At 74.2% G+C, this 26,057-nt stretch carries 21 protein-coding genes; 11 read left to right on the forward strand and 10 right to left on the reverse strand.

From position 1 onward, the window contains the following. Positions 1–52 precede the first annotated feature (52 nt). Both RB614_RS17685 and RB614_RS17690 read left to right on the forward strand, forming a co-directional pair. On the forward strand, positions 53–1,285 hold the full coding sequence (locus RB614_RS17685; RefSeq protein WP_308713619.1) for an MFS transporter: 1,233 nt from the start codon (positions 53–55) through the stop codon (positions 1,283–1,285). 263 nt (positions 1,286–1,548) lie between these two features. After that, a complete protein-coding gene (locus RB614_RS17690) occupies positions 1,549–2,982 on the forward strand; it encodes an MFS transporter (protein ID WP_308713620.1) in 1,434 nt (477 codons plus the stop codon). A 47-nt stretch (positions 2,983–3,029) separates the two neighbouring features. Here the strand turns inward: RB614_RS17690 and RB614_RS17695 are convergent, their stop codons facing one another. Continuing rightward, positions 3,030–4,535 carry an MFS transporter gene (locus RB614_RS17695; RefSeq protein ID WP_308713621.1) on the reverse strand — a complete coding sequence of 502 codons (1,506 nt, stop codon included), beginning with the start codon at positions 4,533–4,535 and terminating at the stop codon, positions 3,030–3,032. A gap of 300 nt (positions 4,536–4,835) precedes the next feature. Here RB614_RS17695 and RB614_RS17700 point away from each other — a divergent pair, with 300 nt between their 5' ends. After that, on the forward strand, positions 4,836–5,078 hold the full coding sequence (locus RB614_RS17700) for a hypothetical protein (RefSeq protein WP_308713622.1): 243 nt from the start codon (positions 4,836–4,838) through the stop codon (positions 5,076–5,078). 9 nt (positions 5,079–5,087) lie between these two features. Here RB614_RS17700 and RB614_RS17705 read toward each other — a convergent pair whose 3' ends face one another. Beyond that, on the reverse strand, positions 5,088–5,750 hold the full coding sequence (locus RB614_RS17705) for an MOSC domain-containing protein (protein ID WP_308713623.1): 663 nt from the start codon (positions 5,748–5,750) through the stop codon (positions 5,088–5,090). 50 nt (positions 5,751–5,800) lie between these two features. Here RB614_RS17705 and RB614_RS17710 point away from each other — a divergent pair, with 50 nt between their 5' ends. Beyond that, entirely contained in the window at positions 5,801–7,651 is a 1,851-nt protein-coding gene (locus tag RB614_RS17710) for a hypothetical protein (protein ID WP_308713624.1), read from the forward strand. A 49-nt stretch (positions 7,652–7,700) separates the two neighbouring features. Here RB614_RS17710 and RB614_RS17715 read toward each other — a convergent pair whose 3' ends face one another. Further along, positions 7,701–8,519: a hypothetical protein gene (locus RB614_RS17715; RefSeq protein WP_308713625.1), complete on the reverse strand. Its 819-nt coding sequence runs from the start codon at positions 8,517–8,519 to the stop codon at positions 7,701–7,703. A 128-nt stretch (positions 8,520–8,647) separates the two neighbouring features. Here RB614_RS17715 and RB614_RS17720 point away from each other — a divergent pair, with 128 nt between their 5' ends. Then, on the forward strand, positions 8,648–9,688 hold the full coding sequence (locus RB614_RS17720; protein ID WP_308713626.1) for a hypothetical protein: 1,041 nt from the start codon (positions 8,648–8,650) through the stop codon (positions 9,686–9,688). A gap of 18 nt (positions 9,689–9,706) precedes the next feature. Here RB614_RS17720 and RB614_RS17725 read toward each other — a convergent pair whose 3' ends face one another. Beyond that, entirely contained in the window at positions 9,707–10,405 is a 699-nt protein-coding gene (locus RB614_RS17725) for a response regulator (protein WP_308713627.1), read from the reverse strand. Positions 10,406–10,576: 171 nt separating this feature from the next. Here RB614_RS17725 and RB614_RS17730 point away from each other — a divergent pair, with 171 nt between their 5' ends. Then, on the forward strand, positions 10,577–11,656 hold the full coding sequence (locus RB614_RS17730; protein WP_308713628.1) for an ATP-dependent DNA ligase: 1,080 nt from the start codon (positions 10,577–10,579) through the stop codon (positions 11,654–11,656). 77 nt (positions 11,657–11,733) lie between these two features. Here the strand turns inward: RB614_RS17730 and RB614_RS17735 are convergent, their stop codons facing one another. Further along, positions 11,734–12,558 (reverse strand): universal stress protein, encoded by an 825-nt coding sequence (locus RB614_RS17735; RefSeq protein WP_308713629.1) that lies wholly within the window; start codon positions 12,556–12,558, stop codon positions 11,734–11,736. A gap of 381 nt (positions 12,559–12,939) precedes the next feature. Here RB614_RS17735 and RB614_RS17740 point away from each other — a divergent pair, with 381 nt between their 5' ends. Further along, a complete protein-coding gene (locus tag RB614_RS17740; RefSeq protein WP_308713630.1) occupies positions 12,940–15,819 on the forward strand; it encodes a M36 family metallopeptidase in 2,880 nt (959 codons plus the stop codon). A 108-nt stretch (positions 15,820–15,927) separates the two neighbouring features. After that, positions 15,928–17,241: a condensation domain-containing protein gene (locus RB614_RS17745; RefSeq protein ID WP_308713631.1), complete on the forward strand. Its 1,314-nt coding sequence runs from the start codon at positions 15,928–15,930 to the stop codon at positions 17,239–17,241. Positions 17,242–17,245: 4 nt separating this feature from the next. On the opposite strand, the gene RB614_RS17750 is transcribed toward RB614_RS17745, so the two are convergent. Next, positions 17,246–18,340 (reverse strand): Pecanex-like protein 1, encoded by a 1,095-nt coding sequence (locus RB614_RS17750; protein ID WP_308713632.1) that lies wholly within the window; start codon positions 18,338–18,340, stop codon positions 17,246–17,248. Between the two features lie 253 nt (positions 18,341–18,593). On the opposite strand from RB614_RS17750, the gene RB614_RS17755 reads away from it, so the two are divergent. The 3 genes from RB614_RS17755 (at position 18,594) to RB614_RS17765 (ending at position 22,939) form a co-directional block, all read left to right on the forward strand. Continuing rightward, on the forward strand, positions 18,594–19,970 hold the full coding sequence (locus tag RB614_RS17755; protein ID WP_308713633.1) for an ATP-binding protein: 1,377 nt from the start codon (positions 18,594–18,596) through the stop codon (positions 19,968–19,970). A gap of 72 nt (positions 19,971–20,042) precedes the next feature. Next, a complete protein-coding gene (locus RB614_RS17760) occupies positions 20,043–20,489 on the forward strand; it encodes a carboxymuconolactone decarboxylase family protein (RefSeq protein ID WP_308713634.1) in 447 nt (148 codons plus the stop codon). A gap of 149 nt (positions 20,490–20,638) precedes the next feature. Beyond that, positions 20,639–22,939 carry a rhamnogalacturonan lyase gene (locus RB614_RS17765; RefSeq protein ID WP_308713635.1) on the forward strand — a complete coding sequence of 767 codons (2,301 nt, stop codon included), beginning with the start codon at positions 20,639–20,641 and terminating at the stop codon, positions 22,937–22,939. Here the strand turns inward: RB614_RS17765 and RB614_RS17770 are convergent. The 4 genes from RB614_RS17770 to RB614_RS17785 are packed head-to-tail and all read right to left on the reverse strand — an operon-like array spanning position 22,936 to position 25,974. Next, the gene (locus tag RB614_RS17770) at positions 22,936–23,778 is read right to left on the reverse strand and encodes a putative protein N(5)-glutamine methyltransferase (protein ID WP_308713636.1); all 843 of its coding nucleotides are present in this window, start codon (positions 23,776–23,778) and stop codon (positions 22,936–22,938) included. The genes RB614_RS17765 and RB614_RS17770 overlap by 4 nt on opposite strands. 40 nt (positions 23,779–23,818) lie before the next feature. Then, the gene (locus tag RB614_RS17775) at positions 23,819–24,388 is read right to left on the reverse strand and encodes a sigma-70 family RNA polymerase sigma factor (protein WP_308713637.1); all 570 of its coding nucleotides are present in this window, start codon (positions 24,386–24,388) and stop codon (positions 23,819–23,821) included. A gap of 2 nt (positions 24,389–24,390) precedes the next feature. Further along, positions 24,391–25,332 (reverse strand): maleylpyruvate isomerase family mycothiol-dependent enzyme, encoded by a 942-nt coding sequence (locus RB614_RS17780; protein ID WP_308713638.1) that lies wholly within the window; start codon positions 25,330–25,332, stop codon positions 24,391–24,393. A 30-nt stretch (positions 25,333–25,362) separates the two neighbouring features. Next, entirely contained in the window at positions 25,363–25,974 is a 612-nt protein-coding gene (locus RB614_RS17785) for a GvpL/GvpF family gas vesicle protein (protein WP_308713639.1), read from the reverse strand. Between the last annotated feature and the right edge of the window lie 83 nt (positions 25,975–26,057).

Consider the following 26,057-nt stretch of genomic DNA (forward strand, 5'->3'; position numbering starts at 1 on the left):
CTGTAATATACAGCTAGTTGTCTGTAGTACAGCCAGTTCGGAGGAGGCGCGCGTGGCGCGGCGCGACGAACCCAACCGCAGGGCCATCTACGCCACCACGCTGGTGGCGTTCCTCGCGATCGCGGGCATCGCCGTGGTCGACCCGATCCTGCCGGCGATCGGCGAGGCGATCGGCGTCACCGCGTGGCAGGTGGAGCTGCTCTTCACGGCCTACATCGCGGTCATGGCCATCGGCATGATCCCGGCGGTCCTGGCGACCGGGCGGTTCGGGTACAAGCGGGTGCTCGTCGCCGGCGTCGGCGTGGTGGGTGTGGCGGCGATCCTCGCCTCCTTCAGCCAAAACATCACGCAGCTCTCCGTCCTGCGCGGCGTCTGGGGCCTGGGCAACGCGCTCTTCTTCGCCACCGCGATGGTCGTGCTGGTCGCCCTCGCCAACGACCGGGAGTGGGTCGTCGGCCTCTTCGAGACCGCGCTCGGCCTCGGGTTCGCCGTCGGGCCGCTGCTCGGCGGGCTGCTGGGCGAGGTGAGCTGGCGGCTGCCGTTCTTCGTCTGCGGGATGTTCATGCTGGTGGCGCTCGCCGTCGCCGCCGGCGCCCTGCGCGAGCCCGCGACCCGGCAGCCACCGGTGCGGGTCGCCGAGATCGGCCGCGCCTACCGCCGTCCCGCGTTCGTGGCGCTCTGCGCGGTCACCGCCGCGTACAACTTCGTCTTCTTCGTCATCCTCGGCTACACGCCGCTGTTCCTCGGCATCGACGTGATCCCGCTCGGGCTGGCGTTCACCGGGTGGGGTCTGGGGCTGGCCGCCGGCATCCTGGTCGTCGGCCACCGGCTGGCGCAGCGGATCGGCGCGGTGCAGACGGTCGGCGTGGCGGTCGCCGGGCTGCTGCTGTGCCTGGTGCTGCTGGCCACCTCCGCCGGGCTGGCCGAGTCGATCGTGGTGCTGGTGGCGTCCGGCCTCTTCATGGGCTTGGCCAACGCCAACCTCACCGACCTCGCGCTCGCCCTAGGCGGCGGCGACCGGCGGGTGGCGACCGGCGCGTTCAACCTGGTCCGCTGGGGTGCGGCCGCGCCGGCGCCGATCATCGCCGGCAAGCTGGCCGAGCACTCGCTCGCCCTGCCCTACTGGGTGGCCACCGCCGTCCTCGGCGCCGGCGCGCTGGTCTTCCTGGCGTTCGGGCACGTCATGGCCGCCGGCCACGGCGAGCGCGTGGTCTGGCACCGCTGGAACCGCCGCGCCCAGCAGGCCCAGCGCACCCCCGAGGAAGCGGTCGGCGAAGCCTACTAAAGAGATCGGCCAAGCCTACGAGAAAAATTCGAGCTACCGCGGCGTCCGCGGTGGTCCGGACCGTTGCGCGGGGCCCCCGGGGAAACGTGGAGCGCAGCGGAGCGTTTTCTTGGGGTGCGTTCCCGCCACGTCACCCTCCGCGGTGCACAACCACGCGGCCGCGCCGGCATGGCCGGGCCGATCTGTGGTAGCCATGGGATGATCGCCGCCTTTCGCCCCGGGCCGCCCGCGGCCGGGGTGGCGCCGTCGCGAGGGAGGGCCGCTTGACCCAGCCGCTGCCGCACCGCTGGCGGGCCCTCTGGGTGACGCTGGTCGCCGGGTTCATGACCCTGCTCGACGTCAGCATCGTGGCGGTGGCGCTCCCGTCGATGCAGCGCGAGCTGGGCGCCGCACCCGCGTCGGTGCAGTGGGTCGTCTCCGGGTACGCCCTCACCTTCGGCCTCACCCTCGTCGCCGCGGGGCGGTTGGGGGACGCGGTGGGGCGGCGGCGGATGTTCCTGTTCGCGCTCGCCGCGTTCGTCCTGTTCAGCGCCGCCGCCGGCGCCGCGCCGTCGATCCAGGCGCTGGTGATCGCGCGGCTGGCCCAGGGCATCGCCTCGGGCAGCCTCGCCCCGCAGAACTCCGCGCTGATCCAGCAGCTGTTTCGCGGCGCGGAGCGGGGCCGGGCGTTCGGCTTCTTCGGCGCCACGATCGGCATCTCGACGGCGGTCGGACCGGTGGTCGGCGGCCTGATCCTGGCGTTCGCGAGCTGGCGCTGGATCTTCTACGTCAACGTACCGATCGGCGTGGCCGCGCTGGTCCTCGCCGCCCGCCTGCTGCCCCGTTCGCCGCGCTCGCCGCGGGAGGCGCGCGGCCAGCTCGACCCGCTCGGCGTACTGCTGCTCGGCGGCGGGGTGCTCGCCGCGATGCTCCCGCTGGTACAGGCCGAGGACGGTGGCCTGCGCACGCTCTGGTGGCTCTTTCCGGGCGGCGCGGCACTGCTCGGCGCCTTCGCGTGGTGGGAGGCCCGGGCGGTACGCCGCGGTCGGCAGCCCCTGCTCGACCCCCGCCTGCTCACCGAGACCCCCGGGTACGCCGGCGGCATCGCGCTCGGCACCGTGTACTTCGTCGGCTTCAGCGGCATCTGGCTGGTGCTGGCCCTCTACTTCCAGCAGGGGCTGGGCTGGTCACCGTTGCGTTCGGGGCTGGCGGTGACGCCGTTCTCGGTGGGCTCCGCGGTGGCCGCCGTGGTGGCCGGGCGGCTGGTGGACCGGCTCGGCCGCCGGCTGACCGTCCTCGGGCTGCTCACGGTCGTCGTGGGGCTGGTGGCGACCGCGGCCATCCTCCGCTACGCGCCCGCCTGGGCGGTGGCTCCGGCGCTGCTCATCGGCGGTGTGGGCAGCGGCCTGGTGATCTCGCCGAACATCACGCTGACCCTGCGCAACGTACCGGTGCGGATGGCCGGCGTGGCCGGTGGTGCGCTCCAGACCGGACAGCGGGTGGGTGCCGCCGTCGGCACGGCGCTGCTGCCCGGCCTGTACTACGTGGTGCTGGCCGCCACCCACCGCAACTCCGTCGCGGTGATGGTCGCCGTCTGCGCGGCGGCGGCCGCCGTGGCGGTGGCCCTGTTCATCGCGGGCGCCGAGTGGCGCGCCGACCGGGGCCGCCCGGAGCCCGAGCCCAACCCCGAACTGCGCGCGCACGCCGCCTCCGGATAGGGGAGTGGGCGGGCCGCCCGGACCCGCCCACCCGCTTCCATGGTGCGTCAGCCCACGTGCACCGGGGCCAGCGTCGGCGCGTCGGCGCTCTCGCCGTCGGCCGTGGTGGTCTGCCGGGTGTTGCGGATCAGCAGGAACGTCAGCAGTGTCGACGCCGCCAGCAGCACCGCGCTCACCGTGAACGCCACGTTGTACCCGTGCACCGCCCCGAGCGGCGCGGAGGCCGGGCCGTGGTCGGTGACGTAGCCGGTCACCGCGGTCGTGAAGACCGTGTTGAGCAGCGCCACGCCGAGCGAACCGCCGATCTGCTGGGTGGTGTTGACCATCGCGCTGGCCACGCCGGCGTCGTGGTTGTCCACGCCGGTCAGCGAGGTGTTGCCCAGCGGCACGAAGACCAGCGCCATGCCGATCGCCATGATGACCAGGGCGGGGAGCATCAGCGTCAGGTACGACGAGTCGATCCGCAGCTGGGTCAGCCAGACCATGCCGGCCGTGGCGAGCACGCCGCCGGTCGTCATCATCGCCCGCGGGCCGACCCTCGGCAGGACCGAGCTCGCCACCATCGCGGTGACGATCAGGGCCAGCGAGAACGGTAGGTAGGCGATGCCGCTGCGCAGCGGGGAGTACTCCAGCGTGCCCTGGAAGTAGTACGTCATGAACAGGAACATGCCCATCATGCCGGCACCCAGGAGCACCGAGACCGCGAATGAGCCGCCGCGGTTGCGGTGCAGCACCACGCGGAGCGGGAGCAGCGGGTGGGTGGTCCGCGACTCGAACAGCACGAAGCCCACCAGCAGTACCGCCGCGACCGCGAAGAACGCCAGCGTGACCGGGGAGGTCCAGCTGTCCTCGGCCGCCTTGGTGAACGCGTACACGAGCGCGACGAGCCCGCCGGTGGCCATGATGGTGCCGGGGATGTCGTACCGGGTGTTGCCGTGCGCCTTGCTCTCCCGCACGATCGGCACCGCCAGGGCGAACGCGGCGAGCGCGATCGGGATGTTCACCAGCAGGCACCACCGCCAGGTGGTGTACTCGGTGAGCACACCGCCGAGGATCAGGCCGATCGTGGCGCCCACGCCGGAGATCGCGCCGAAGACGCCGAACGCCTTCGCGCGGTCCCGCACGTCGGTGAAGGTGACCGTGATCAGGGAGAGCGCGGCCGGTGCGAGCAGCGCGCCGAAGACGCCCTGCAGGGCGCGGGCGGCGAAGAGGGTGCCCGCGTTGTTGGCGATGCCGCCGAGCCCGGAGGCGACGGCGAAGCCGATCAGGCCGATCAGGAAGATCCGGCGCCGTCCCACGTAGTCGGCGATCCGGCCGCCGAGCAGCAGGAGGCCGCCGAACGCCAGCGTGTACGCCGTGACGATCCACTGCCGGTTGGCGTCGGAGATGCCGAGGTCCGCCTGTGCCGATGGCATCGCGATGTTGACGATGGTGCCGTCGAGCACCACCATCAGCTGCGCGATGGCGATGACCACGAGCGCCAGCCAGCGCCTCGGATCGACCGCTGGCCCGCCGGCCGTGGTGTCCGCCCCCGTGGCGGTCTGCTGAGACATGTCGATACCTTTCGAAAGGTCGAGGCAGCGGTGTCTACTGCGAAAGCGTGTGAACCTCCGAGAACGTAAAGATCGCGTCCGACAGAATCATTGCCGTCGAGCGCCAAAGGTGTTGACCGTCACAGAGCGTGTTTCCGGCTCGTGACGGTCGTGTCATCGACCCGCGCCGGACCGGGGGTCAGGGGGAACCCCGGGGGTGAGCCAGGGTGCCGTTCTGGGGAAGCTCCGGATGCGCGCCGGCGGTGAACCGGGGGACCCTGGATCGCGTATCACGGAAAACGTCAACGGGTGGTGAGCGCGATGACCGAGCACATGCGGGCCGAGGCCCTGTTCGCCAGTGACCTCCAGCCCTCCGACCGGCCCACCGCCGCGCAGGTGGCCCGGGCCATCCACACGAGCCTCGTCGCGCGGGGCGGCACGGCCGGCTGCGCCGCCGTCATGGCCGCCGAGTACGGCGAGCACCCCGAGGCCGCCGCGCTGCGGATGCGGTGGGCGCTCACGCTCGCCTCGGCCGGCAATGGGACGCACGCGCTGGCCGCCTGACCCGGGGCCTCAGCCCGCCCCGGCCAGCCGGCGCCGCACCTTGGCCCGGATCTCCTCCGGCAGCGTCCCGGCGGCGAGCAGCCGGGGCAGCAGCTCCGGCTCCCGGCCCAGCGCCCGAAACGTCAACCCGATCGTCACGTCGTGGTCCGGCCGCTCGACCACCTCGATCGGATCGCCGGCCCGGATCCGGCCCGGCGCGACGACCCGCAGATAGGCCCCGGGCGCGGCCCGCTCGGTGAACCGCCCGATCCAGCCCCGCTCCGCCATCCAGTGGGCGAACGTCTTGCACGGCGTCCGCGGCACCGTCACCTCCAGCACCACGTCGGCGCCCACCCGCCAGCGCTCGCCGATCCGGGCACCGGTGACGTCGAGGCCGCTCGTGGTGAGGTTTTCCCCGAAGACCCCGCCGGGCAGCTCCCGGCCCAGCTCGACGCCCCAGGCGTCGAGGTCCTCCCGGGCGTACGCGTACACCGCCTGGAGGTCGCCGCCGTGGTGGCCGCCGTCGAGGATGCGGTCGCCGACGAGCCCGCTGCCCAGCCCGGAACCCTTGGGACCGGGGGCGCGCACCTCGACCGGACCGCCGGCCGGGCGCTTGTCGATGCCGGTGACCCCGATCCGGGTCGCCGGGCTGGAACGGGGAACGCCGAGGTTGACCGAGAGGAGCACCGCCACCCCCGCACTCTATGCGGACGCGGCGGGCGGCAGGCCGCAGAATGTAGGGCGTGCCGCCACCCCCGGATCTCACCGACGTCGAAAAGGCCCTCTGGGACGGCTTCGCCACGGGCACCGCGGTCGATGCCGGCGGTGCCCCGGTGCGGGCCGAGGTCATCGCCGCCCTGCTCCGCGAGGAGGCGCCCGGAGCGGCCGCCGTCCACCTGCGCGGCGGTCGGGTCACCGGGCCGCTGCGGCTGGCGTTCGCCGAGGTGGGGCACCCGCTACTGCTCGAAGAGTGCGACTTCGACGAGGTGCCCGACCTGTACTGGGCGCGGATGTCGCACACCAGCTTCGCCGGCTCCCGCATGCCCGGCTTCCGCGGCTCCAACCTGCGGGTCGACGGCCACCTGCAGCTGAGCCGCTGCGCGGTCGGCGACGGCGTACGGCTGCCCGGCGCGCAGATCTCCGGCGGCCTGCTCCTGGCCGGCGCGGTGCTCGGCGGCGGCGGGGAGGCGTGGGCCCTGTACGCCCGCCGCGCCACCATCGGCGGCGACCTGGTGCTGACCGGCGCGGAGCTGACCGGCGGCCTCGCCCTCACCAACGCCCGGCTGGGCGGCACCGCCGACCTCGACCGGGTACGGATCACCGCCGCCCCGGGCGAGTGCGCGGTCGACGCCGACAACCTCGCCGTCGAGGCCGCCTTCTACTGCCGCTGGGCCGAGATCCGCGGCGAGGTGACGCTCCGCCACGCCCGGATCGCGGCCGCGCTGTCGTTCAGCCGCTCGGCCCTGCGCAACCCGGGCGGCGTCGCGGTCCGGGCCAGCCGGGCCACCCTCGAAGGCGGCCTCTACCTGCACGACGGGTTCGTGGCCGAGGGGCAGGTGCGGGTGGTCAGCGCCCGGATCGTCCGCACGCTGCGGCTCGACGGGGCGTCCCTGCGCCATCCCGGGCAGGTCGCGTTCTGCGCCGACTTCGCCACGGTCGAGGGGATGCTCGACGGCCGCCGCGGCCTCACCGTCGACGGCGAGACCACGCTGCTCGACGCCACCGTCACCGGCCCCCTCCACCTCGAAGGCGCCCACCTGCGCAACCCGGGCGGCGCCGCGCTCACCGCGCACGGCCTGACCGTCGGCGCGCTGCTCCAGCTCTGCGACGGCTTCACCGCCGAGGGGCGGATCCGCCTCGCCGGAGCCAAGGTGGGCAGCCGGATCTGCTTCGACGGCGCCACCGTACGCGCGCCGGGCGGGAAGGCCGTCTCCTGCTGGCGGGTCGAGACGCCCGAGCTGGCGCTGCGCTGGGCGGTGGCGCCGGAGGGCGGGGTCGACCTGCGGTACGCGACGGTCGGCATCCTCCGCGACGACCCGCGCACCTGGCCGTCCACACTGGACCTCGACGGGCTCCGGTACGACGTGCTCGAGCCACCCGGCGAGGCCGGTGCCCGGCTGCCCTGGCTGGCCCGGGGGCCGGACGGCTTCCGCCCCCAGCCGTACGAGCAGCTGGCCACCGTCTTCCAGGCGCTCGGCGACGGCGCCCAGTCCCGTACCGTGCTGCTGGCCAAGCAGCGGCGGCAGAGCGCGGTCGGCGCCTGGTACGCCCGGGCCTGGGGCCTGCTCCAGGACGTCACGGTCGGCTACGGCTACCGCCCGCTGCGCGCGGCGTCCTGGCTGCTCGCACTCCTGGTCGCCGGCGCGGTGCTGCACACCCAGTTCCAGCCCGCGGCCGCCGCCGACGGGGCGCCCAGCTTCCAGCCGGTGATCTACACGCTCGACCTGCTGCTGCCCATCGTCGACCTGGGCCAGGAGCGGGCCTACCAGCCCGCCGGCGCCCAGCAGTGGCTCGCGTACCCGCTGATCGCCGCCGGCTGGCTGCTGGCCACGACGATCGCGGCCGGCCTGACCCGGGCCCTGCGCCGCGCGTAGCCGCTGTTCTGGATCTTTGTCCTGTGCGGCGTGCGTGAGCGACGCCGGCTCAGCGAGCGGCGCGGCGCGGGTTGGTGAGCACCGGGGAGCGGCCCGCGCCGGCCTCGGTGAGCAGGCGCCAGGTGTCCACCTCGACCTCCCCCTCGTCGAGGGTGGCGTAGTCGGCGGGCAGCCACGGCGCGACCCGCTCGTCCGTCGTGCGGCCGTGCTCCAGGATGGTGCCGTCCGGCAGCCAGTCCAGCACCGCCACCCGGGCGCGCAGGTCGCCGCCGAGGTCGTACGAGTGCTGGCCCTGCACGAACAGGTCCGCGACGATGTCGCCGCCCGCGCCGAGGCCGCCGTCGCTGTTGAAGCAGACCACCACGTCGGACTCGACCCGGCCGAGCACCAGGTTGAACGCTCCACTGTGGATCGCCCGGGCGCGCAGGTCGCCGGTGACCGCGAGGAAGCTGCGGTCCACGTCGCCGTCGCTCAGCAGCCCGTCGACGGTGAGGTCGCCGAGCACGACCAGCGGGCCGTCGAGCGTGAGGTCGTCGTCGAAGTGGGCGTCGCCGAACCAGACCGCCGGCCGCCCCTGCGCCACCTCCCAGCCCTCGGCGGTCCGGTCGACACCGGCGTTGTCGGCGGGGGACGGCGCCGGCAGGGCGAGGGCGAGCGCGAGGGCGAACTCCACATAGGAGTTGTAGAAGCCGTCCGCCCAGCCGTCGTCCTCGGCCAGGCCGGACAGCCAGTCCCGGATCTCGGGCAGGTGGGCGTCGAGGAAGCCGACCTCGTAGTTGACGCCCGCCGACCCGTACGGGTGCAGCCGCCGCACCGCGTCGTCGAGGTTGCCGGCGGCGAGGTGGAGGTGTTCGGTCCGCAACAGCACCGCAGGAGTATGTCAGGTACGCGCCGGTCCCGCGTCCCTGGCGTAGGTCAGCGCGGAGCGACACGGGTGAAGGGGTAGATACCGGACACTGCCCGGGTCCGGCGGGTGGGGCGGTGTAGAACCTTAGGGTGACTACTCCGTGGTGCGGCGGGTGTGATCCACACTCGCGTGCGGACGCGGAGGGGCAGCCCTGCGCCGCCTGCCACCCGGCCGCCGCGCCCGTGGCGGACGCCCGGCGGTGGTGCGGCCAGTGTCACCGGCGCACGCGGCTCACCGCCGACGGCCGGCGCTGCCAGCGGTGCAACCCGCTCGCCGGGCGCGACGACGACCCCTACCGGCGGCGCGCCTGGTGCGGGCGGTGCGACAAGCGGGACCGGATGGTCCGCGACGCCGGCGGGGTCCACAAGTGCCGGGCCTGCCACCCGCTCGGCCGCCCGCCGGCCCAGTGGCCGATGCACGACGTCCCGGACGGGTACACCGAGCAGCTGATGGCCTGCGAGTGGCTCTGCTACGTCTCGCCGACGCTGCGCCGCACCGGCAGTGACCGGCTGCGGGTGCTGTTGCAGCTCTGGTTCGACGCGGGGTGGACGCCGCGCGACGTGCTGTACGCGCTGGACCACCTGCCGACCGGCGAGACCCAGCCGGGCGAGATACCCACCGCGGCGGCCGACCCCAGGACCACCGAGGCGTACGTGAAGCGGCGGCTGCGCGGCTGGCTCGACGGCGACGACGGGCCGCTGCCCCCGGTCAACCGGCAGATCGCCGACAAGCGGCGCAAGGTGGTCGCGGCGCAGGAGGCGGCGCGCGAGGAGTGGCTGCGCCGCAGCCGGGTCGCGGTGCCGCCGGCGCTGTCCCGGGGCGCGGCGATGGCGCGGCAGGTGGCCCGCGACGCGGCGGAGCGCAACCGGCGGCGCCGGCGGGCGGCCGACGACCGGGAGCTGCAGCGGCGCGGTGAGGAGCTGGTCGCCGGGCAGGAGGCCTCCGCGCACTGGCGGGAGCTGCTGGTCCGGGAGGCGCAGCCGCACGCCGAGGAGCCGCCGCCCGGGGTGGTCCCGTCGACCGGGGAGGAACGGCTGCGGGCCGCGCTCTCCGCGCCCACCCAGATGATCAGCCTGCCGACGATCGGCGAGTCGCTCCGCTCCCGCCGCCCCAGCCCGCGCCCCCGCTAGCAATGCCGGCCCGCGGGGTCAGGTGGATGTGGGGCCGGGGAGGAGGCGATAGCCCATGCCGGGTTCGGTGAGCAGGTGCCGGGGGTGCGCCGGGTCGGGCTCGAGCTTGCGGCGCAGCTGGGCCATGTACTGGCGCAGGTAGTTGGTCTCGCGGGTGTAGGTCGGCCCCCAGACGCGTTCCAGCAGCAGCCGCTGGCTGACCAGCTTGCCCGGGTTGGCGGCCAGGATCTCGACCAGGTGCCACTCGGTCGGGGTGAGCCGGACCGTGCCGCCGTCGGCGGCCGTCACCGCCCGGCCGGCGATGTCCACCGTGTACTGTCCGATCTGGACGGTCGGCTGCCGCCCGCCGCCCGCGGTGGCCCGGCGGGTCACGGCCCGGATCCGGGCCAGCAGCTCGTCCACCCCGAAGGGCTTGGTGACGTAGTCGTCGGCGCCGGCGTCCAGCGCGGCCACCTTGTCGGTGCTGCCGGTCCGGCCGGAGAGCACGATGATCGGCGCCTCGCTCCAGCCGCGCAGGCCGCGGATCACCTCGACCCCCTCCATGTCGGGCAGGCCCAGGTCGAGCACGACCAGGTCGGGGTGGCGGCTCGCGGCGGCGTGCAGCGCGCCGGCCCCGTCGGCGGCGGTGTCCACCTCGTACTCCCGGGCGCGCAGGTTGATGCGGAGCGCGCGGAGGATCTGCGGCTCGTCGTCCACGACCAGGATCCGGATGGGCATGCGCCCATCATGCCGCCCGCCGCGCCGGCCGGGCCGTAGGACCGGCCCGATCCCCCGAGGTCAGGACGGCCGCCAGCAGCGCCCCGACGTGCCGGGTGCCCGGTCGGTCCACCAGCAACAAGGGTACGGGCCGGGGCCCCCATCAGGCCGCTGGCGAGCCAGAATGGGGGCATGCGACTTCCGATCATGCCGCCGGTCCCGCCGATGCTGGCCAAGGCCGTGAAGGGCCTGCCCGAGGGTGCGATGGGCTTCGAGCCGAAGTGGGACGGCTTCCGCTCGATCATCTTCCGGGACGGGGCCGAGGTGGAGGTCGGCAGCCGCAACGAGAAGCCGATGACCCGGTACTTCCCGGAGGTGGTCGAGGCCGTCCTGGCCAACTTCCCGGAGCGGGCGGTCGTCGACGGCGAGATCATCCTGATCGGCGAGTCCGGCGACCGCCTCGACTTCGAGCTGCTCCAGCAGCGCATCCACCCCGCGGCCAGCCGGGTCAAGCTGCTGTCCGAGACGGTGCCGGCCCGCTTCGTCGCGTTCGACCTGCTGGCGCTCGGCGACACCGACTGGACCCAGCGCCCGTTCGCGCAGCGGCGGGCCGCGCTGGAGGAGGCGCTCGCCCCGGCCAAGGCGCCCGTGCACATCACGCCGGTGACCACCGACCGCGCGGTGGCCGAGCGGTGGTTCCACCAGTTCGAGGGGGCCGGGCTCGACGGGGTGGTCGCCAAGCCGCTCGACGGGCTGTACGAGCCGGACAAGCGGGTCATGTTCAAGGTCAAGCACGAGCGCACCGCGGACTGCGTCGTGGCCGGGTACCGGTTGCACAAGAGCGGGCCGGACCGCATCGGCTCGCTGCTGCTCGGCCTGTACAACGCGGACGGCGTGCTGGCCAGCGTCGGGGTGATCGGCGCGTTCCCGATGGCCCGGCGCGCCGAGCTGTTCGAGGAGATGCAGCCGCTGGTCACCACGTTCGACGACCACCCGTGGGACTGGGCCCGGCAGATGGAAGGGCACCGCACGCCGCGCAACTCGGAGGGGAGCCGGTGGGCGGCGGGCAAGGACCTGTCGTTCACGCCGCTGCGGCCGGAGCGGGTGGTCGAGGTGCGGTACGACCACATGGAGGGCGTCCGCTTCCGGCACACCGCCCAGTTCGTCCGCTGGCGCCCCGACCGCGAGCCGCGCTCGTGCACGTACGAGCAGCTCGAAGAGCCGGTCAACTTCGACCTCGACGACGTCCTGAACGCCGGCCGCACGGCGTGACGGTCCGTGATCGAAGCTCCCGCCACGTCGCTGGAACGACGCGAGGGGAGCTTCGATCACAGCTCGATGGACGAGGGCTAGGCGCGGGCCGGGCCGAGCCGGGAGGCGGGCCGGCGCAGCGACGAGGCGATGCGGGCCTGGGCGGGCACGTGCCGCTTGCGGGCCACCAGCACCGGGCAGTCGGCGTGCCGCAGCACCGTCTGGGTGACCGGGCCGAGCGGCGTCGGGCGGTCGCCCTGCGCGCCGACGACCACGAGCTGGGCGTCCTGGGAGGCGGCGACCAGCACCTGGCCGGCCGGGCCCTCGGCGCGCCGGTGCTCGACCTTCAGGTCGCCGGCCTCGTGGGTCTCCGCGCAGGCCGCGCCCTCGGCGTGCAGCACCACCAGCGGGGCCTGCCGGCGCCGGGCCTCCTCGACCGCGATCGCCAGCCCCACCGCCGCGTCCGGCGAGCCGTCGACGCCGACCACCACCGGGCCGCCGTCCGAGCCCGAGCCGCGGACGCAGAGCACCGGTCCGGCCGCCCGCGCCGCCACCTGGAACGAGACCGAAGCCGACGGGTCGGCCGGGCCGCCCGGGTCGTCGCTGCCGATGACCAGCATCGAGGCGTGGGCGGCGGTGCGCAGCAGCACCTCGATCACGTCGCCGTCGACGACCTCGGGCGCCACGTCCAGTCCGCGGTGCCGCTCGCGGGCCCGCTCGGCGGCGTCCGCGACGATCCGCTCGGCCTGCTCGCGCTCGGTGCCGTCGTCGCCCGGGGGCAGCTCCAGCGGCCACATGAACGCGTGCACGACGTGTAACGGCCGTCCGGTGGCCGCCGCCTCGGCCGCGGCCACGCTCACGGCGGCCATGTCCGTCATCAGGTCCTTGACTCCAACCGCAACGGGCGCATCCGTGCTCGCCATGGCCGCCACCTCCACACTGAGGCTCGATCGCCGTCGATACCGGTCGCCGTAGGCCAGGACCGGTTCATACCCCTCTGCCTGCCCACCTAACCGCATGTGACCTCGTAACGACAGGCCTGAGCGCGGATCGGGACCTTTCCCACACATCGTCCGAAGGCCGGGACCTGATCATGCTGTGGGACGTTGTGGTCGCGCGCGGACGAACCGTGGGAAAAGGGTTCGCCGGTTCCATACCTCTTGATCCATATCACCGCGGACGCCGTCGCGCTGACCTGGATCAACGGTCATCGCTGGTGGTGCGCGCGGGCAGATGCCCTTGCTAGGCCCGGTGCGGACGAGTATCCACACATGCAAACACCTGCATCGACAAGGGGGACCGTCGTGCGCAAAGTGGCCGCGGCATGGATCGCCGCCGTCGTGTTCCTGGCCGGACCGCCAGCCCTTTCCAGATCGGCGACCGCGGCCCCCGCGGCGCCTCCCGACCTGAGCCTGGCCGGAGAGAAGCACCTTTCCCGGGACCTCGACAACCGCGGCGGCGCCGTCGCCCCGACCGCCGCGCAGCGCGCCCGCGCCGGCGCGCTGGGCGACGTCCGGTTCAACGCCCTGGGTACCCCGAGCGCGCTCGGCACCGGCGCGAAGCCGTTGGCGACCGGCCTGCCCGCCGGCGCCGAGGCGGCCGCCCGGGCCTACCTGGCCGGCAACCGCGACCTGTTCGGGCTGGACGGGGCGGCCGTCGCCGCGCTGGAGCCGTTGCTGGTCCGCCCGATGGGCAGCGGCACGGTGGTGACCCTCCGGCAGCGCTTCGGCGACCTGCCCGCCGGCCACGACGGCCTGGTCACGGTGCTGGTCACCGGCGGGAAGGTCGTGCGGGTCACCTCCTCGCTGTCCCGCGACACGAGCGCGCCGGAGCCGGCCACGCTGAGCGAGGCGGAGGCGGTGGCGGTCGCCCGCGCGGACGCCGGGCTCGGCGCCGCGCAGGGCTCCAGCACGGTCAAGCGGGTCGCGGTGCCGACCCCCGCCGGCGGGCCGCGCGCGGCGTACGCGGTGACGCTCACCGCCGCGTCCGGCGCCGCCGACCCGGTCGCGGTCACGACCTATGTGGACGGTCGCAGCGGCGAGGTGCTGGTCCGCGAGGACCTCGTCGACTTCGACAGCGACAACCCGCGCTGGGCGGTCTTCCAGGCCACGCCGCCAAGCGGCGTCGTCGCCGGCCGCGACCCGCGGGTGCTGTGGTGCCTGGAGCAGTCCGGCCGGTGCGTGCGCGCGGTCCGCGACCCGAACACCGGCCAGGCCTGGGACGTCGACGTCGCCACCGGCCTGCCCACGTTCACCTCGCGCGGCAACTCCGCCGACAACACGCTCAGCCTCGGCGCCGGCAACCCGGCCGTACCGGCGACGGCGAGCCCAAACCGCGAGTACGTCTACCCGTTCACCGACCAGTGGCGGCAGTCCCGGTGCAACCCGGCGTCGTTCACCTCGGCCCAGCGCAACGACGCGGACGCGGCCATCGCCAACCTCTTCGCGATGCACAACCGCATGCACGACTTCGCGTTCAACCTCGGCTTCACCGAGTCGGCCTGGAACATGCAGGTGGTCAACGTCTCCGGTGAGGGGCTCGGCGCCGACCCGGAGCTCGGCCGGGCCCAGTCGAACGCGCTCGGCGGCAGCCGCAACAACGCCAACCAGAGCACCGGCCGCGACGGCGTCCCGCCGGTGACCAACATGTTCCTGTGGCAGCCGCAGGCCGGCGGGGCGTACCCGCCCTGCGTCGACGGCGACTACGACATGACGGTGATCGGCCACGAGTACACGCACGCGATCACCAACCGCATGATCGCCGGCCCGGACACCGGCATCGGCTCGGCGCAGGGCGGCGCGATGGGCGAGTCGTGGAGCGACCTGATCGCCGCCGAGTACCTGTACGAGTACGGCCTGCGGGCGCCGGGCGACAGCCCGTTCGTCACCGGCGCGTACGTCACCGGCAACACCGCCAACGGCATCCGCAACTACGACTCCACCCGCAGCCCGCTCAACTACTCCGACGTGGCGTACGACATGGTCGGCCAGCAGGTGCACGCGGACGGCGAGATCTGGAGCGCCACCCAGGTGCGGGTGCGCGCCGCGCTCCTCGCCCGGTACGGCAACGGCACCCCGTCGCTGCAGGCCCGCTGCGCCGACGGGCTCGTCGAGGTCACCTCCTGCCCGGGCAACCGGCGATGGGCGCAGCTGCTGTTCGACTCGTTCCTGCTCCAGGCGGGCAGCCAGTTCAGCATGCTGGACATGCGCGACAACATGCTCGCCGCCGACCTGGTCCGCTTCGGCGGCGCCAACCAGGAGCTGATGTGGGACGCGTTCGCCACGTCCGGCATGGGTCGGGACGCCACCAGCGGCCCGAGCGACGCCGACCCGGTGCCGAGCTTCGCCTCGCCGTACGCGCGGAACGCCACCGTCACGCTCCGGCCGCTCGGCGACTCCGAGGGCGCGCCGATCCGGCTGTACGTGGGCGACTACGAGGCGCGGGCCACGCCGGTCGCCGACACCGACCCGGAGACCGACCTGCCGGACACCTTCGAGATCGTCGGCGGCAAGCAGTTCAACCTGGTGGCGGCCGGCCCCGGTTACGGGCACCGCAAGTTCACCACGCTCTTCCTGCCCGGCCGCGCCCAGGAGCTGAAGGTCAACCTGCCGCGCAACCTGGCCTCGGCGGCCGGCGGCGCCACGGTCAGCGGCCCGGGCGTCAACGTGGACCGGCTGGTCGACGACACCGAGGGTACGAACTGGGCCTCGCTGGACGGCGTGGCCGGCCGTACGCTCACCGTCGACCTCGCCGGTGACCTGCCGCAGAAGGTCAGCGTGGTGAACGTGAGCGCGCTGCTGCGCCCGCCGGTCACCGGCGACGCCGACCCCAACACCCAGAACCGGTTCTCCGCGCTCCGCTCGTTCGCCGTGTGGGCCTGCGACGCCACGAAGGCCGACTGCGCGACGGACGCCGGCTGGCGGCGGGTCTACCGCAGCCCGAGCGACGCGTTCCCGTCCGGTGCCTTCCGGCCGACCGCGCCCTCGCTCAACCTGCGGCAGTTCCGCTTCACCCCGACGCCCGCCACCCACCTGCGCCTGGAGGTGGTGGCGAGCCAGTGCACCGGCAACCCGCTCTACGCCGGCGAGCAGGACGCCGACCCGGCGGCAGCGACCGACTGCGCGGCGGCCAGCCCGTTCGCGGCCCAGGTACGGGTGTCGGAGTTCCAGGCCTTCACCCGGTAGCCACCGACCCGCTCGGGGCGCGGACGCCGGCCGCGCCCCGAGCCCGTGGTCGATCGGTTCTCCGCCAGGCTTCGACCGGCCGGGTCGAGTCTGGGTGCCATGGGGCGGATGGTGGTGCGGTTCGCGGGCGAGGGTTCCGGCGTCGCCGAGCTGAGCTGGGGCCAGCTGGAGATCCTCGGCGCCATGCGACGCCAGGGGTGCTGGCTGGCACTGTCCAATGTGGCGCCGCTGCCGGCCGGCACCGCCGTGGACGACGTCGCCGACTGGCTGCGGTTCCTGATGAGCCGGTACCAGGTCCTGCGCACCCGCATCCGGTTTCCCGCGGACGGTGCGGCGCAGCAGGAGGTGTACGCCGCCGGCGAGGTCGCCCTCGACGTGGTGGAGGCGGGGGAGGAGGACCCGGCGGAGGTCGCCGAGCGGGTCGTCGTCGAGTACGCCGAGCACGACCTCGACCTCGCCCGGGAGTGGCCGATCTTCGTGGCCGCGATCGTGCGGGACGGGGTGCCCGCCTACCGGGTGCTGACCGTGTGCCACGTCGTCTGGGACGCGTTCGGCGCCCTCACCGTCCTCGCCGACCTGCGCGAGCGGGCCGCCTCGGGCGGCGTCCTGCCCAGGCCGGTCACCGCGGCGCAGCCCCTCGAACAGGCCCGCTGGCAGCGCTCGCCGGCCGGCCAGCGGCACAACGAGGCAGTGCTGCGGCACTGGGCGCACGCGTTGCGGCAGATGCCGGCCCGGCGGTTTCCCGCACCCGCCGACCGGGGCGGGCCGCGGCACTGGAAGATCGAGTTCGCCTCACCCGCCACCCACCTGGCGATCCAGGCCATCCGGAGCCGGACCCGGGCGGGCAGCGCCCAGGTGATCCTCACGCTCTTCCTCGTGGCCCTGGCCCGGGTCACCGGCGTCAACCCGGCGGTCGCCCGGGTGGCCGTCAACAACCGGTTCCGGCGCGGGCTGGCCGACTCGGTCGCGGTCGTCACCCAGTACGGCCTCTGCGTGGTGGACGTCGCCGGCGTCAGCTTCGACGAGGCCCTCGCCCGGCTCGGCCAGCGGGTCGTCGCCACCTTCAAGAACGCCTACTACGACCCGGTCCAGCTCGCCGAGCTGGTCGACCGGATCGGCCGCGAACGGGGCGAGGAACTCGACGTCCACTGCTACTTCAACGACCGCCGGCTCGACCCGGACGGCGGGCCGGTCGCCGACCCGCCCGGGGCCGCCGAGGTGCGCGCCGCGCTGCCGGCGACCGCGCTGAGCTGCCAGCCGCTGACCCGGCGGGGGAGCGAGCGGCTGCTCGCCGCGGTCGAGGAGGCGCCCGGCACGTTTCAGCTGACCATCGAGGCGGACACCCGGTACCTGTCCCGTGAGGATCTGGTCGCCTGCGCCCGCGCGATGGAGGAGGCGGCCGTCGCGGCGGGAGCCGGCTGACCGCTCAGCCGACCTCGACCCGCACCGAGTCCAGGGCCGGGATCTGGTTGGCGCGCTGCATCATCGGTATCCGGTGCGAGGCGTCGCCGGCCCAGGCGGAGCACTGGAACGTACCGGCCTGCGGCAGGCCCGGCACCCGGATCTCGATGACGTCCGGCTCGCTGCCGCCCTGCCGGTCCTCGGTCGCCACGAAGAACGCCGGCGCGGGCGCGGGCTCCGGGGCCACCTCGGTGCTGGTGAGCACCCGGCAGGCGGTGTGGAAGTGGCCGCGCACCAGCCCCTGGGCGGTCAGGATCGACATGTCCACGTAGTACCCGCCCTGCCCGGCCGGCAGGAACCGGTCGCGGACCAGGTTGCGGGTGCTGACCCGGATCGTGAAGGGCTGGTTGACGCCGACCCGCTCCGGCGCCTCGGTGATCAGCAGCGACGGGTTGTCGGCCGCGCCGGCGACCTCGCCCATCTCCGTGTCGACGCAGCGGCCGCCGTTCTGGAAGCCGTCGTGCAGCGGCAGGCCGTTCCCCTCGGAGCACTCGTCCGGACCGAAGTCCAACCCGGGCGGCGCGGTCGTCGCCGGCGGCGGCGCGGTGGTCGCGGGGGGTTGCGGCGGCCCGGTCGTCACCGGCGGGGGCGCGGTGGTGGCCGGCGGCTGCGGCGGTCCGGTCGTCACCGGTGGCCGGGTGGTCGCGCTGTTTTCGCGGCCGGGCTGCGGCGGGCCGGTGGTGATCGGCGGCCGGGTGGTGCCGCGCTTCACGGCCGGCGGCGGCTCCTGCCGGGGCGCCGGGTTCGTCGTCGCCGGCTGGTTGGGCTCGTCCGCCCCGCCGGGGTCGGGCTCGGCCGTCTCGGCCGGCTTGTTGGGCTTGCTTCCGGGCTCGCCGGTCTTCCCGGTCTTCGCGGCCGCGGCCGGCGTGGTCGGGTCCGCGCCGGGAGTCGACTCGCTGTACCGCTCGTCCGTGGCGGCCACCGCCGGGTCGCCAGCGGCCTGCGGCTCGTTGACGACCTGTTCGCCGGGTTGGCCCGCGCAGCCGGCGAGCGCGGTGACGAGGACGGTCAGCGCGGCCAGCGCCACGCGCACACGCCGGGGGGAAGACTCAGGTGCCATGAGCGGGACTCCAGGGTACGGAGAGCAGGGAGCGCGCGGAGCGTACTGCCGGCGCGCCGGCGCCTGTCAAACGCACGAAAGCCCGTGTTTAAGCCGGTTTTGAGGATGCGCGGCCGGTGTCGGGGATGGATTCGGCGGTTCTGTCCGCGTTCGCGCCCGCTCACCAGGCTCGGCGGTCCTCCAGGAACCAGAAACAAACTTAAGGTACGGATAACCGCCCGAAAAACCGGCGGCCGACGAGGGAGGTGGGTCCATGCCGGACGGTGCCGAGATCGCCGAGTTCGGCCGGCTGTTCCAGGAGTTCCTCCAGCTGTCGCTGGATCGGGCCACCGCCCGGCCGTCCGAGCTGATCGCCCGGCTCACCGACCACCTCGGCGTGGAGCCGATGGGGCTGCCGGTGGTCGCCGAGTCGTACCAGACCTTCGACCACGCCAACGTACAGGTGGCGATCGAGGCGTACCTGGCCGGTGACGGGCGTTCCGCCGAGGTTGTCGGCATCGCTGGGCAGGGGATGCGCGACGTGCACAGCCTCGCCGAGATGGTGGAGCTGGCCGCGCGGCACGGCGCGTTCGCGCCCGGCGGCGTCGACTACGCCACCGCGCCAGCCGGCGTCGGGGTCGAGCGGCGGGTGGTCAACTTCGGCATCTTTCTGATCTGCGACGGGCCGGTGCGGCTCGCCGCCCTGCTGCGCGGCAGCTCCGCGCGGCACGGCCGGCCGATCGTGCAGCTGGAGGTGCTCTGCGCCGATCCGGCGGGCGCCCAGGGCATGCTGGCCGAGCTGCGCCAGCTGATGGTGATCCACAACGTCTTCCGCGGCCAGGTCGTCTCGTTCGAGCCCCACGACTTCGGCATGGTCCACGGTGGAGTGGGGCCGCTGCGCTTCCACGCCCGGCCCGCCCTCGACGCCGGCGACGTGGTCCTGCCGCCGGGCGCGCTCGACGCCGTCGACCGCCAGATCGTCGGCATGGCCCGGCACCGCGACCGGTTGCGTGCCGCCGGCCACGCGCTCAAGCGGGGCGTGCTGCTGTTCGGCCCGCCGGGTACCGGCAAGACCCACACCGTGCGATACCTGATGGCGCGGCTGCCCGAGTTCACCGTGGTGCTGCTGCCCGGGATGGCGCAGCGGTTCGTCCAGCACGCCTGCGGACTGGCCCGGCTGCTGCAGCCCGCCCTGGTCGTGCTGGAGGACGTCGACCTGGTCGCCGAGTCGCGCGACACCCGGCCCGGTATGGACAACCCGCTGCTGTTCCAGGTGCTCAACGAGATGGACGGCCTGGCCGGCGACGCGGACGTGGCGTTCCTGCTCACCACCAACCGCGCCGACCTGCTGGAGGCCGCCCTCGCCCAGCGCCCCGGCCGGGTCGACCTGGCGGTGGAGCTGCCGCTGCCCGACGAGGCCGGCCGCGCCGCCCTGCTGCGCCTGTACGCGCGCGGGCTGCCCCTGACCGAGCCGCTGGTCGCGGAGGTTGTCGCCGCCACGGCCGGCATGACCGCGTCGTTCTTCACCGAGCTGGCCCGGCGCGCGACGCTGTTGGCGGCACTTGCCGGCGGTACGCCGCCCGCCCCCGACCACCTCCGGGCAGCGCTCGCTGAGCTCCGGGAGAGCCGACGGGCGGTCGCCGCCGGATGAGGCATTGGCCCAGCGCGGTTGGCCGCCGATTGGCCCAGCGGTCGGGGCGCTTACCGCCATAGTGTTCGGGCCATGAGACTGGACTTCGACACGCTCGCCCCCGAGTTCGCCAAGGCGATGGGGCGCCTCGACACCGCATCCGGCGACGGCCCGCTCGACCGGCCGCTGCGCGAGCTGGTACGCACCCACGCCTCCCAGATCAACGGCTGTGCGTACTGCGTGGACATGCACACCAAGGACGCCCGCGCGCTGGGCGAGACCGAGCAGCGGCTGTACGCCCTGCCGGCGTGGCGCGAGGTGCCGTACTTTACCGAGCGGGAGCGGGCCGCCCTCGCCCTCACCGAGGCGGTCACCGTGCCCACCCGCGCCGGCGTACCGGACGGGGTGTGGGCGGACGCGGCCAGGGCGTTCGACGAGGCCGAGCTGGCCCAGTTGCTGGCCACGATCGTCACGATCAACGCGTGGAACCGGATCGGCGTGGCCGCGCGCTGCTGGACGCCCGGTTCGTACCAGCGCTGACGTGGCCCGGCGGGCTCGCCGGAACGGCATGTCACCACGCAGGCCAGAGGCTTGACAAGCGCTTTCCTGAATCCATAGCCTTCTACCTGCTTTTAACGTTTCATCGCCGTTCCCCATCGATGCTCAGCCGCCCACCCACGGAGGCGCTGATGAATACCCGTACCCGCGCGCTTCTCGCGTCCGCCTGCACGATCGCTCTCCTGACCCTCGGCGCGGCGCCGGCGACCGCCGGCGCCGGCCACGGCCGCCCCGGCGGCCCGATCCAGCTCGAACGCCTCGACCGCGGCCTGGTCGCCGCCACCACGCCGGACGGGGTCTTCCTCAGCTGGCGGCTGCTCGCCCAGGAGGCCACCGGCCACTCCGCGACCGGCCTGACCGGCGCCGACTTCCGCGTGTACCGCGACGGCGTGCCGGTCGCCACCGTCACCGACAGCACCAACTACCTCGACCCGGCCGGCACCGCCACCTCGCGGTACCGGGTCGGCACGCTCGCGCACGGCCGGCAGGTGGCGGTCAGCGCCGCCGTCACGCCGTGGGCCGGCGCCTCCCGCGACATCCCGCTGCGCAAGCCCGCCGACGGCGTGACCCCGGCCGGCGAGGCGTACACCTACTCGGCGAACGACCTCAGCGTCGGCGACGTGGACGGCGACGGCCAGTACGAGTACGTGGTCAAGTGGGACCCCTCCAACTCCAAGGACGTCTCCCAGGTCGGCTACACCGGACCGGTCTACATCGACACGTACGAGGCGGACGGCACCCTCCTGCACCGCATCGACCTCGGCGTCAACATCCGCGCCGGCGCGCACTACACCCAGTTCCTCGTGTACGACTTCGACGGCGACGGCCGCGCGGAGATGATGTTCAAGACCGCGCCCGGCACCCGCGTGACCCGCTACCACCGCGACGGCACCGTCGCCTCCACCCGGTACGTCACGATGCCGAAGCGGGACGTGCGGGCCGGGTACTCGCACGCCGACGACTACCGGCTCAGCGCGGCCGACTACCGCGAGCGGCTGATCGGCGTCTTCCAAGGCTGGGACAAGCACCCCGAGGTGGTCGCCGGGCGGTGGCCGTCCACACTGGAGGCCGCTTTCGGCATCCCGCCCGCGTACCCGTACCCGCTGTCCCGTGTGGACGCCACGGCGCTCGTCGACTACTTCATCGACGTGTACGCCCCGGCCCGCAGCGCCCGCAACGTGCTGCGCAGCTTCGAAGGGTTCATCGTGGACGGTCCGGAGTACCTGACCGTCTTCGAGGGCGCGACCGGCCGCGAGCTGCAGACGGTCGACTACAAGCCGGGCCGGCACGACGACGGTCTCATGTGGGGCGACTACGCGATGTCCCGCATCGAGCCGGGCAACCGGGTCGACCGCTTCCTCGCCGCCGTAGCGTACCTGGACGGCCGGCACCCGTCGGCGGTCTTCGCCCGCGGCTACTACACCCGCTCCACCCTGGTCGCGTACGACTGGGACGGGCGGCGCCTGCGCGAGCACTGGTACGTGGACAGCGGCTGGGTGCCGATGACCAACCCGTTCAACGACAGCCCGCACGGGCGGGACGGCACCGACCCGGAGTTCAAGACGCTCACCACGCAAGGCGACCACTCGCTGAGCGCGTCCGATGTGGACGGTGACGGCAAGCAGGAGATCGTGTACGGGTCGGCCACCATCGACCACGACGGCACGCTGCTGTACAGCTCGTTCGCGGTGGGGCCGCCGGAGAGCGCGGTCGCCGGGCAGAACGTGCGCCTCGGCCACGGCGACGCCATGCACGTCACCGACATCGACCCGGCCCGCCCCGGGCTGGAGATCTACACCGCGCACGAGGGCGCCACCTTCGCCCCGTACGGCCACGCGATGCGCGACGCGGCCACCGGCGAGGTGCTCTTCGGCGACTACACCGGCCGGGACACCGGGCGGGCGATGATCGGCGACGTCGACCCGGCCGTACCCGGGATCGAGGCCTGGCCGGCCATGCCGCCGAACGCGGAGGACCTCGGCATCGGCCTCTTCTCCGCCGGCGGCACGCTGCTCGCGCCCACCACCCCGGGCACGAACATGAGCATCCGCTGGGCGGCCGACCTGACTACCCAGATCGTGAACGGCCAGGCGCCGGCGGACGTCACCGTCGACGACTGGCGGCGCGGGCGGCTGCTGACCGCCACCGGCACGACCTCCAACAACGGCACCAAGGGCAACCCCGGCCTGGTCGCCGACGTCTTCGGCGACTGGCGCGAGGAGCTGCTGGTGCGCACGCTCGACAGCACCGCGATCCGGGTCTACCTGAGCACCGAGGTGACGAGCCACAAGCTCTACACGCTGATGCACGACCCGCAGTACCGCGCGGAGGTGGCCCGCCAGCAGACCACCTACAACCAGCCCTCGTACCCCGGCTTCTACCTGGCCTCGGACACCGACTGGGCGAAGGTGCCGCTGCCTCGCCGGCGCTAGGCGCTTCCGAAGTCATGGTGATCGAAGCTCCCGTCAAGTCGTTCTAACGACTTGAAGGGAGCTTCGATCACTGGCTCGCGCGTGCCGACCACGGCGGTGGCGGCCAGGTCGTCGTCGGTGACCACCCGAGCGGTGAGCCCGGCGGCGGCGAAGGCGGCCACCGCCGCGGCGGCCTGGCGGTCGCTGGTCTCGATCAGCAGGTGGCCGCCGGGCGCCAGCCAGACCGGGGCGGCGGACGCCACGCGGCGCAGCACGTCCAGCCCGTCCGCGCCGCCGTCCAGCGCGATCCGCGGCTCGTGGTCGCGGGCCTCGGGCGGCATGCGGGCGAGCTCGGCGGTCGGGACGTAGGGCACGTTCGCCACCAGGACGTCGACCCGGCCGCGCAGGGCCGCGGGGAGCGGGGCGTCCAGGTCGCCCTGGTACACCGTGCCGCCGGCCGGGGCGAGGTTGCGGCGCGCGCAGCGTACCGCGGCGGGGTCCACATCGGTGGCGTGCAGGGTGACCGGCCCGGCGGCCCTGGCCACCGCGGCGCCGACGGCCCCCGAGCCACAGCACATGTCGACGACGGTGGGCGGGGCCGGGCGGCCGGCCAGCCGGGCCACCGCCTCGCGGACCAGCAGCGCGGTGCGCCGGCGCGGTACGAAGACGCCGGGGTCGAGCGCGATCCGCAGCCCGCAGAACTCCACCCAGCCCAGCAGGTGCTCCAGCGGCTCGCCGGCCACCCGCCGGGCGACCAGCGCGGCGAGGTCGCCGGGGCCGGCCGCGGCGGCGGTGAGCAGCCGCGCCTCGTCTTCGGCGAAGACGCAGCCCGCGGCCCGCAGCCGCTCGACGATCGACACGCGTGCCGATGCTACCCGTGATTGCTTTGATCACGGACGCCTAGCGCTCGAGGATGCCCTCGGCGGCCAGGCGGTCGGCGATGTTGGCGAGCGCGAGCCGCAGCCGCGACTTGGCCGTACCCTCCGGGATGTTGAGCTCCAGCGCCACCTGCCGGTAGGTGTGCCCCCGGTAGTACGCCAGCTGCACCGCCTGCCGTTGCAGGTCGGGCAGGGCCTGCACGGCCTCGCGTACGACCTTGGTCTCGGTGTGCCAGATGACCGCCTCGTCGATGTCGGCGAACGCCGGGGCGGCCGCCTCCGACGCGCCGGCCACCGCGTGGTAGCGGGCCCGCGCCTCCCGCCGCCGGGTCCAGTCGAGCGCCCGGCTGCGGGCCAGCATGCAGAGCCAGGTGCGCAGGGCGCCCCGCTCCGGGTCGTACACCTCCGGCCGCTGCCACAGCCCCACGAAGACGTCCTGCGTGATGTCTTCCGCGGCGGCCGCGTCGTCGGTGATCCGCAACGCGAGCGTGTGGATCAGACCGGACCACCGGTCGTACGCCTCGGCGAGCGCGTCTCCGTCGCCGCCGACGAGCCGCTCCCGCAGCCGCGCGTCGCTCTCGTCCGGCGGCACGCTCAGTCACATCCCAGCGTCGCGGCGACGTGGAGGACCCGCGTCGACACGGCCGGGCTGCCGGTGGTGGTGTGGGGGAGTGAGTCGGCACCGCGCCGGTTGGCCACCAGGCGGGTGAACTCGACCGCGTCCGCGTAGATCGTCGTGTCGTCGCCCGGTCCACAGGGGAGTGTCCACTCCCCACCGCCGGTGCCCTCCAGCACGAGGCGGACGGTGCCGGTCGAGCCGTCGGCCAGCACGCCGGGCAGGAGGGCGGCGGCGAGGTCGACGATCCGGCGCACCTGCTCGGGCGGGGGCGTGGTGGTGCCGCGGCCGACCGCGGCGCCGATGTCGTCGAGGTGGGTCCAGGTCTCGAACGCCCGCTGCACCAGCGCGTCGCGCAGCGGCCGCAGCGGGGGCGGGCCGGTGTGGGCGAGCCGGACCCGCTGGTCGAGGCCGCCGTCGCGGCCGGTGAGCGCGTCGACGAGCACCCGGCTCTGCGCCCGCCAGGCGGCGTGCACCTCGCGGGCCGGCCCGGCGGGCAGCGGCACCACGGGGAGGCCGAGGTCGGCGGCGAGCATCGCGTCGTTGCCGGCGAGGTGGGCGACCACGCCGCTGACCGTCTCGTGGCGCGGGTCGGGGCGGGCCCAGTCGTCGGCCCGCACCGCGCCGAGCAGCCGGTCGAGCATGGCGGCCTGCCCCGCGTACGCCCCGACGAGCGTGCGCATCAGCGCCGCCGGGCGGGCCGCGTGGGCGGTCGCGAGCACGCGGTGGCGCAGGGCCGGCGGCGCCGGGACCACCCGGTCGGCGGCCAGCCAGCTCGCGGCCGAACGCAGGCGGCGAGCCTCCGCGGCGCAGGTGGCGCAGCCGATCAGATGCGCGTCCACCGTCGCCGCCTCATCCGGGTCACAGGCGTCCAGAGCCCACGCACCGATCAGGTCGAGCACCTCGTCATGTACATCCATAGCGGTCACCGCCTTCGACGGTACCGCTCGTCAGCCGGACCGGTCGAGCAGTGGATCGCTCCCGCTGGCTTTGTCGGCGAGCGGGTCGATCCGCGCCGTGAAGGAGTACGGCGGAAGGGGACCGGTGGCGCGTACGCGGCCGCGGCCCGCCAGCGCGTGGTCGAGCGCCGCCACCCGGGAGAGGAACGTGTCCACTGTGTCCTCTTCGACCAGGAACCGCCCGTCCGACGCGCGCACGGCGAGCGGGCGCAGCGCCTCGTACACGTCACCGGTCCCCGTTGCCGGGTGGACCCCCACATCCACCTCCACCCGGCCGGCCACCTGGGCGAGAGCGTCCAGGTGGCGTGATGCGCACCCGCGCAGCGCGGCGCGGAGGGTCTGCTCGTCCGGCGCGACGGTCCCGTACCGCGCCGGCAGCACCGGTCCGCCCTGCCACAGGCAGTCCAGGACGAGCTGGTGCGCGAGCAGGTCGCGGGGGCGGGCCCGGAGCCAGCCGGGCGCGGCGGCGACCACGCCGGCGGTCGAACCGGCCGGCACCCGCCACACCGCGGCGTCCGGCCCGCCGAGCCCGACCAGCTCGGCCGGCTGGGCGGGGTGGTCGTCCGCCACCACCCCGAAGACGTACACGGCTGAGCCGTTCACGCGATCAGTACGCGCCCCGGTGGGCCCCGGATCACTTGACGCGCGCACTTTCAGCGGGTAGAAAACCAGAAGGTTATGAAACC

It is taken from the genome of Phytohabitans maris (assembly GCF_031085175.1).
In the GTDB taxonomy this organism is placed as follows: Bacteria; Actinomycetota; Actinomycetes; order Mycobacteriales; family Micromonosporaceae; genus Phytohabitans; species Phytohabitans maris.

Bases quoted from the DNA above. Each gene is read 5' to 3' on its own strand.
- RB614_RS17695 (WP_308713621.1), bottom strand. From the start codon at position 4,535: ATGTCTCAGCAGACCGCCACGGGGGCGGACACCACGGCCGGCGGGCCA.
- RB614_RS17700 (WP_308713622.1), top strand. From the start codon at position 4,836: ATGACCGAGCACATGCGGGCCGAGGCCCTGTTCGCCAGTGACCTCCAG.
- RB614_RS17725 (WP_308713627.1), bottom strand. From the start codon at position 10,405: ATGCCCATCCGGATCCTGGTCGTGGACGACGAGCCGCAGATCCTCCGC.
- RB614_RS17730 (WP_308713628.1), top strand. From the start codon at position 10,577: ATGCGACTTCCGATCATGCCGCCGGTCCCGCCGATGCTGGCCAAGGCC.
- RB614_RS17735 (WP_308713629.1), bottom strand. From the start codon at position 12,558: ATGGCGAGCACGGATGCGCCCGTTGCGGTTGGAGTCAAGGACCTGATG.
- RB614_RS17745 (WP_308713631.1), top strand. From the start codon at position 15,928: ATGGTGGTGCGGTTCGCGGGCGAGGGTTCCGGCGTCGCCGAGCTGAGC.
- RB614_RS17750 (WP_308713632.1), bottom strand. From the start codon at position 18,340: ATGGCACCTGAGTCTTCCCCCCGGCGTGTGCGCGTGGCGCTGGCCGCG.
- RB614_RS17755 (WP_308713633.1), top strand. From the start codon at position 18,594: ATGCCGGACGGTGCCGAGATCGCCGAGTTCGGCCGGCTGTTCCAGGAG.
- RB614_RS17760 (WP_308713634.1), top strand. From the start codon at position 20,043: ATGAGACTGGACTTCGACACGCTCGCCCCCGAGTTCGCCAAGGCGATG.
- RB614_RS17765 (WP_308713635.1), top strand. From the start codon at position 20,639: ATGAATACCCGTACCCGCGCGCTTCTCGCGTCCGCCTGCACGATCGCT.
- RB614_RS17780 (WP_308713638.1), bottom strand. From the start codon at position 25,332: ATGGATGTACATGACGAGGTGCTCGACCTGATCGGTGCGTGGGCTCTG.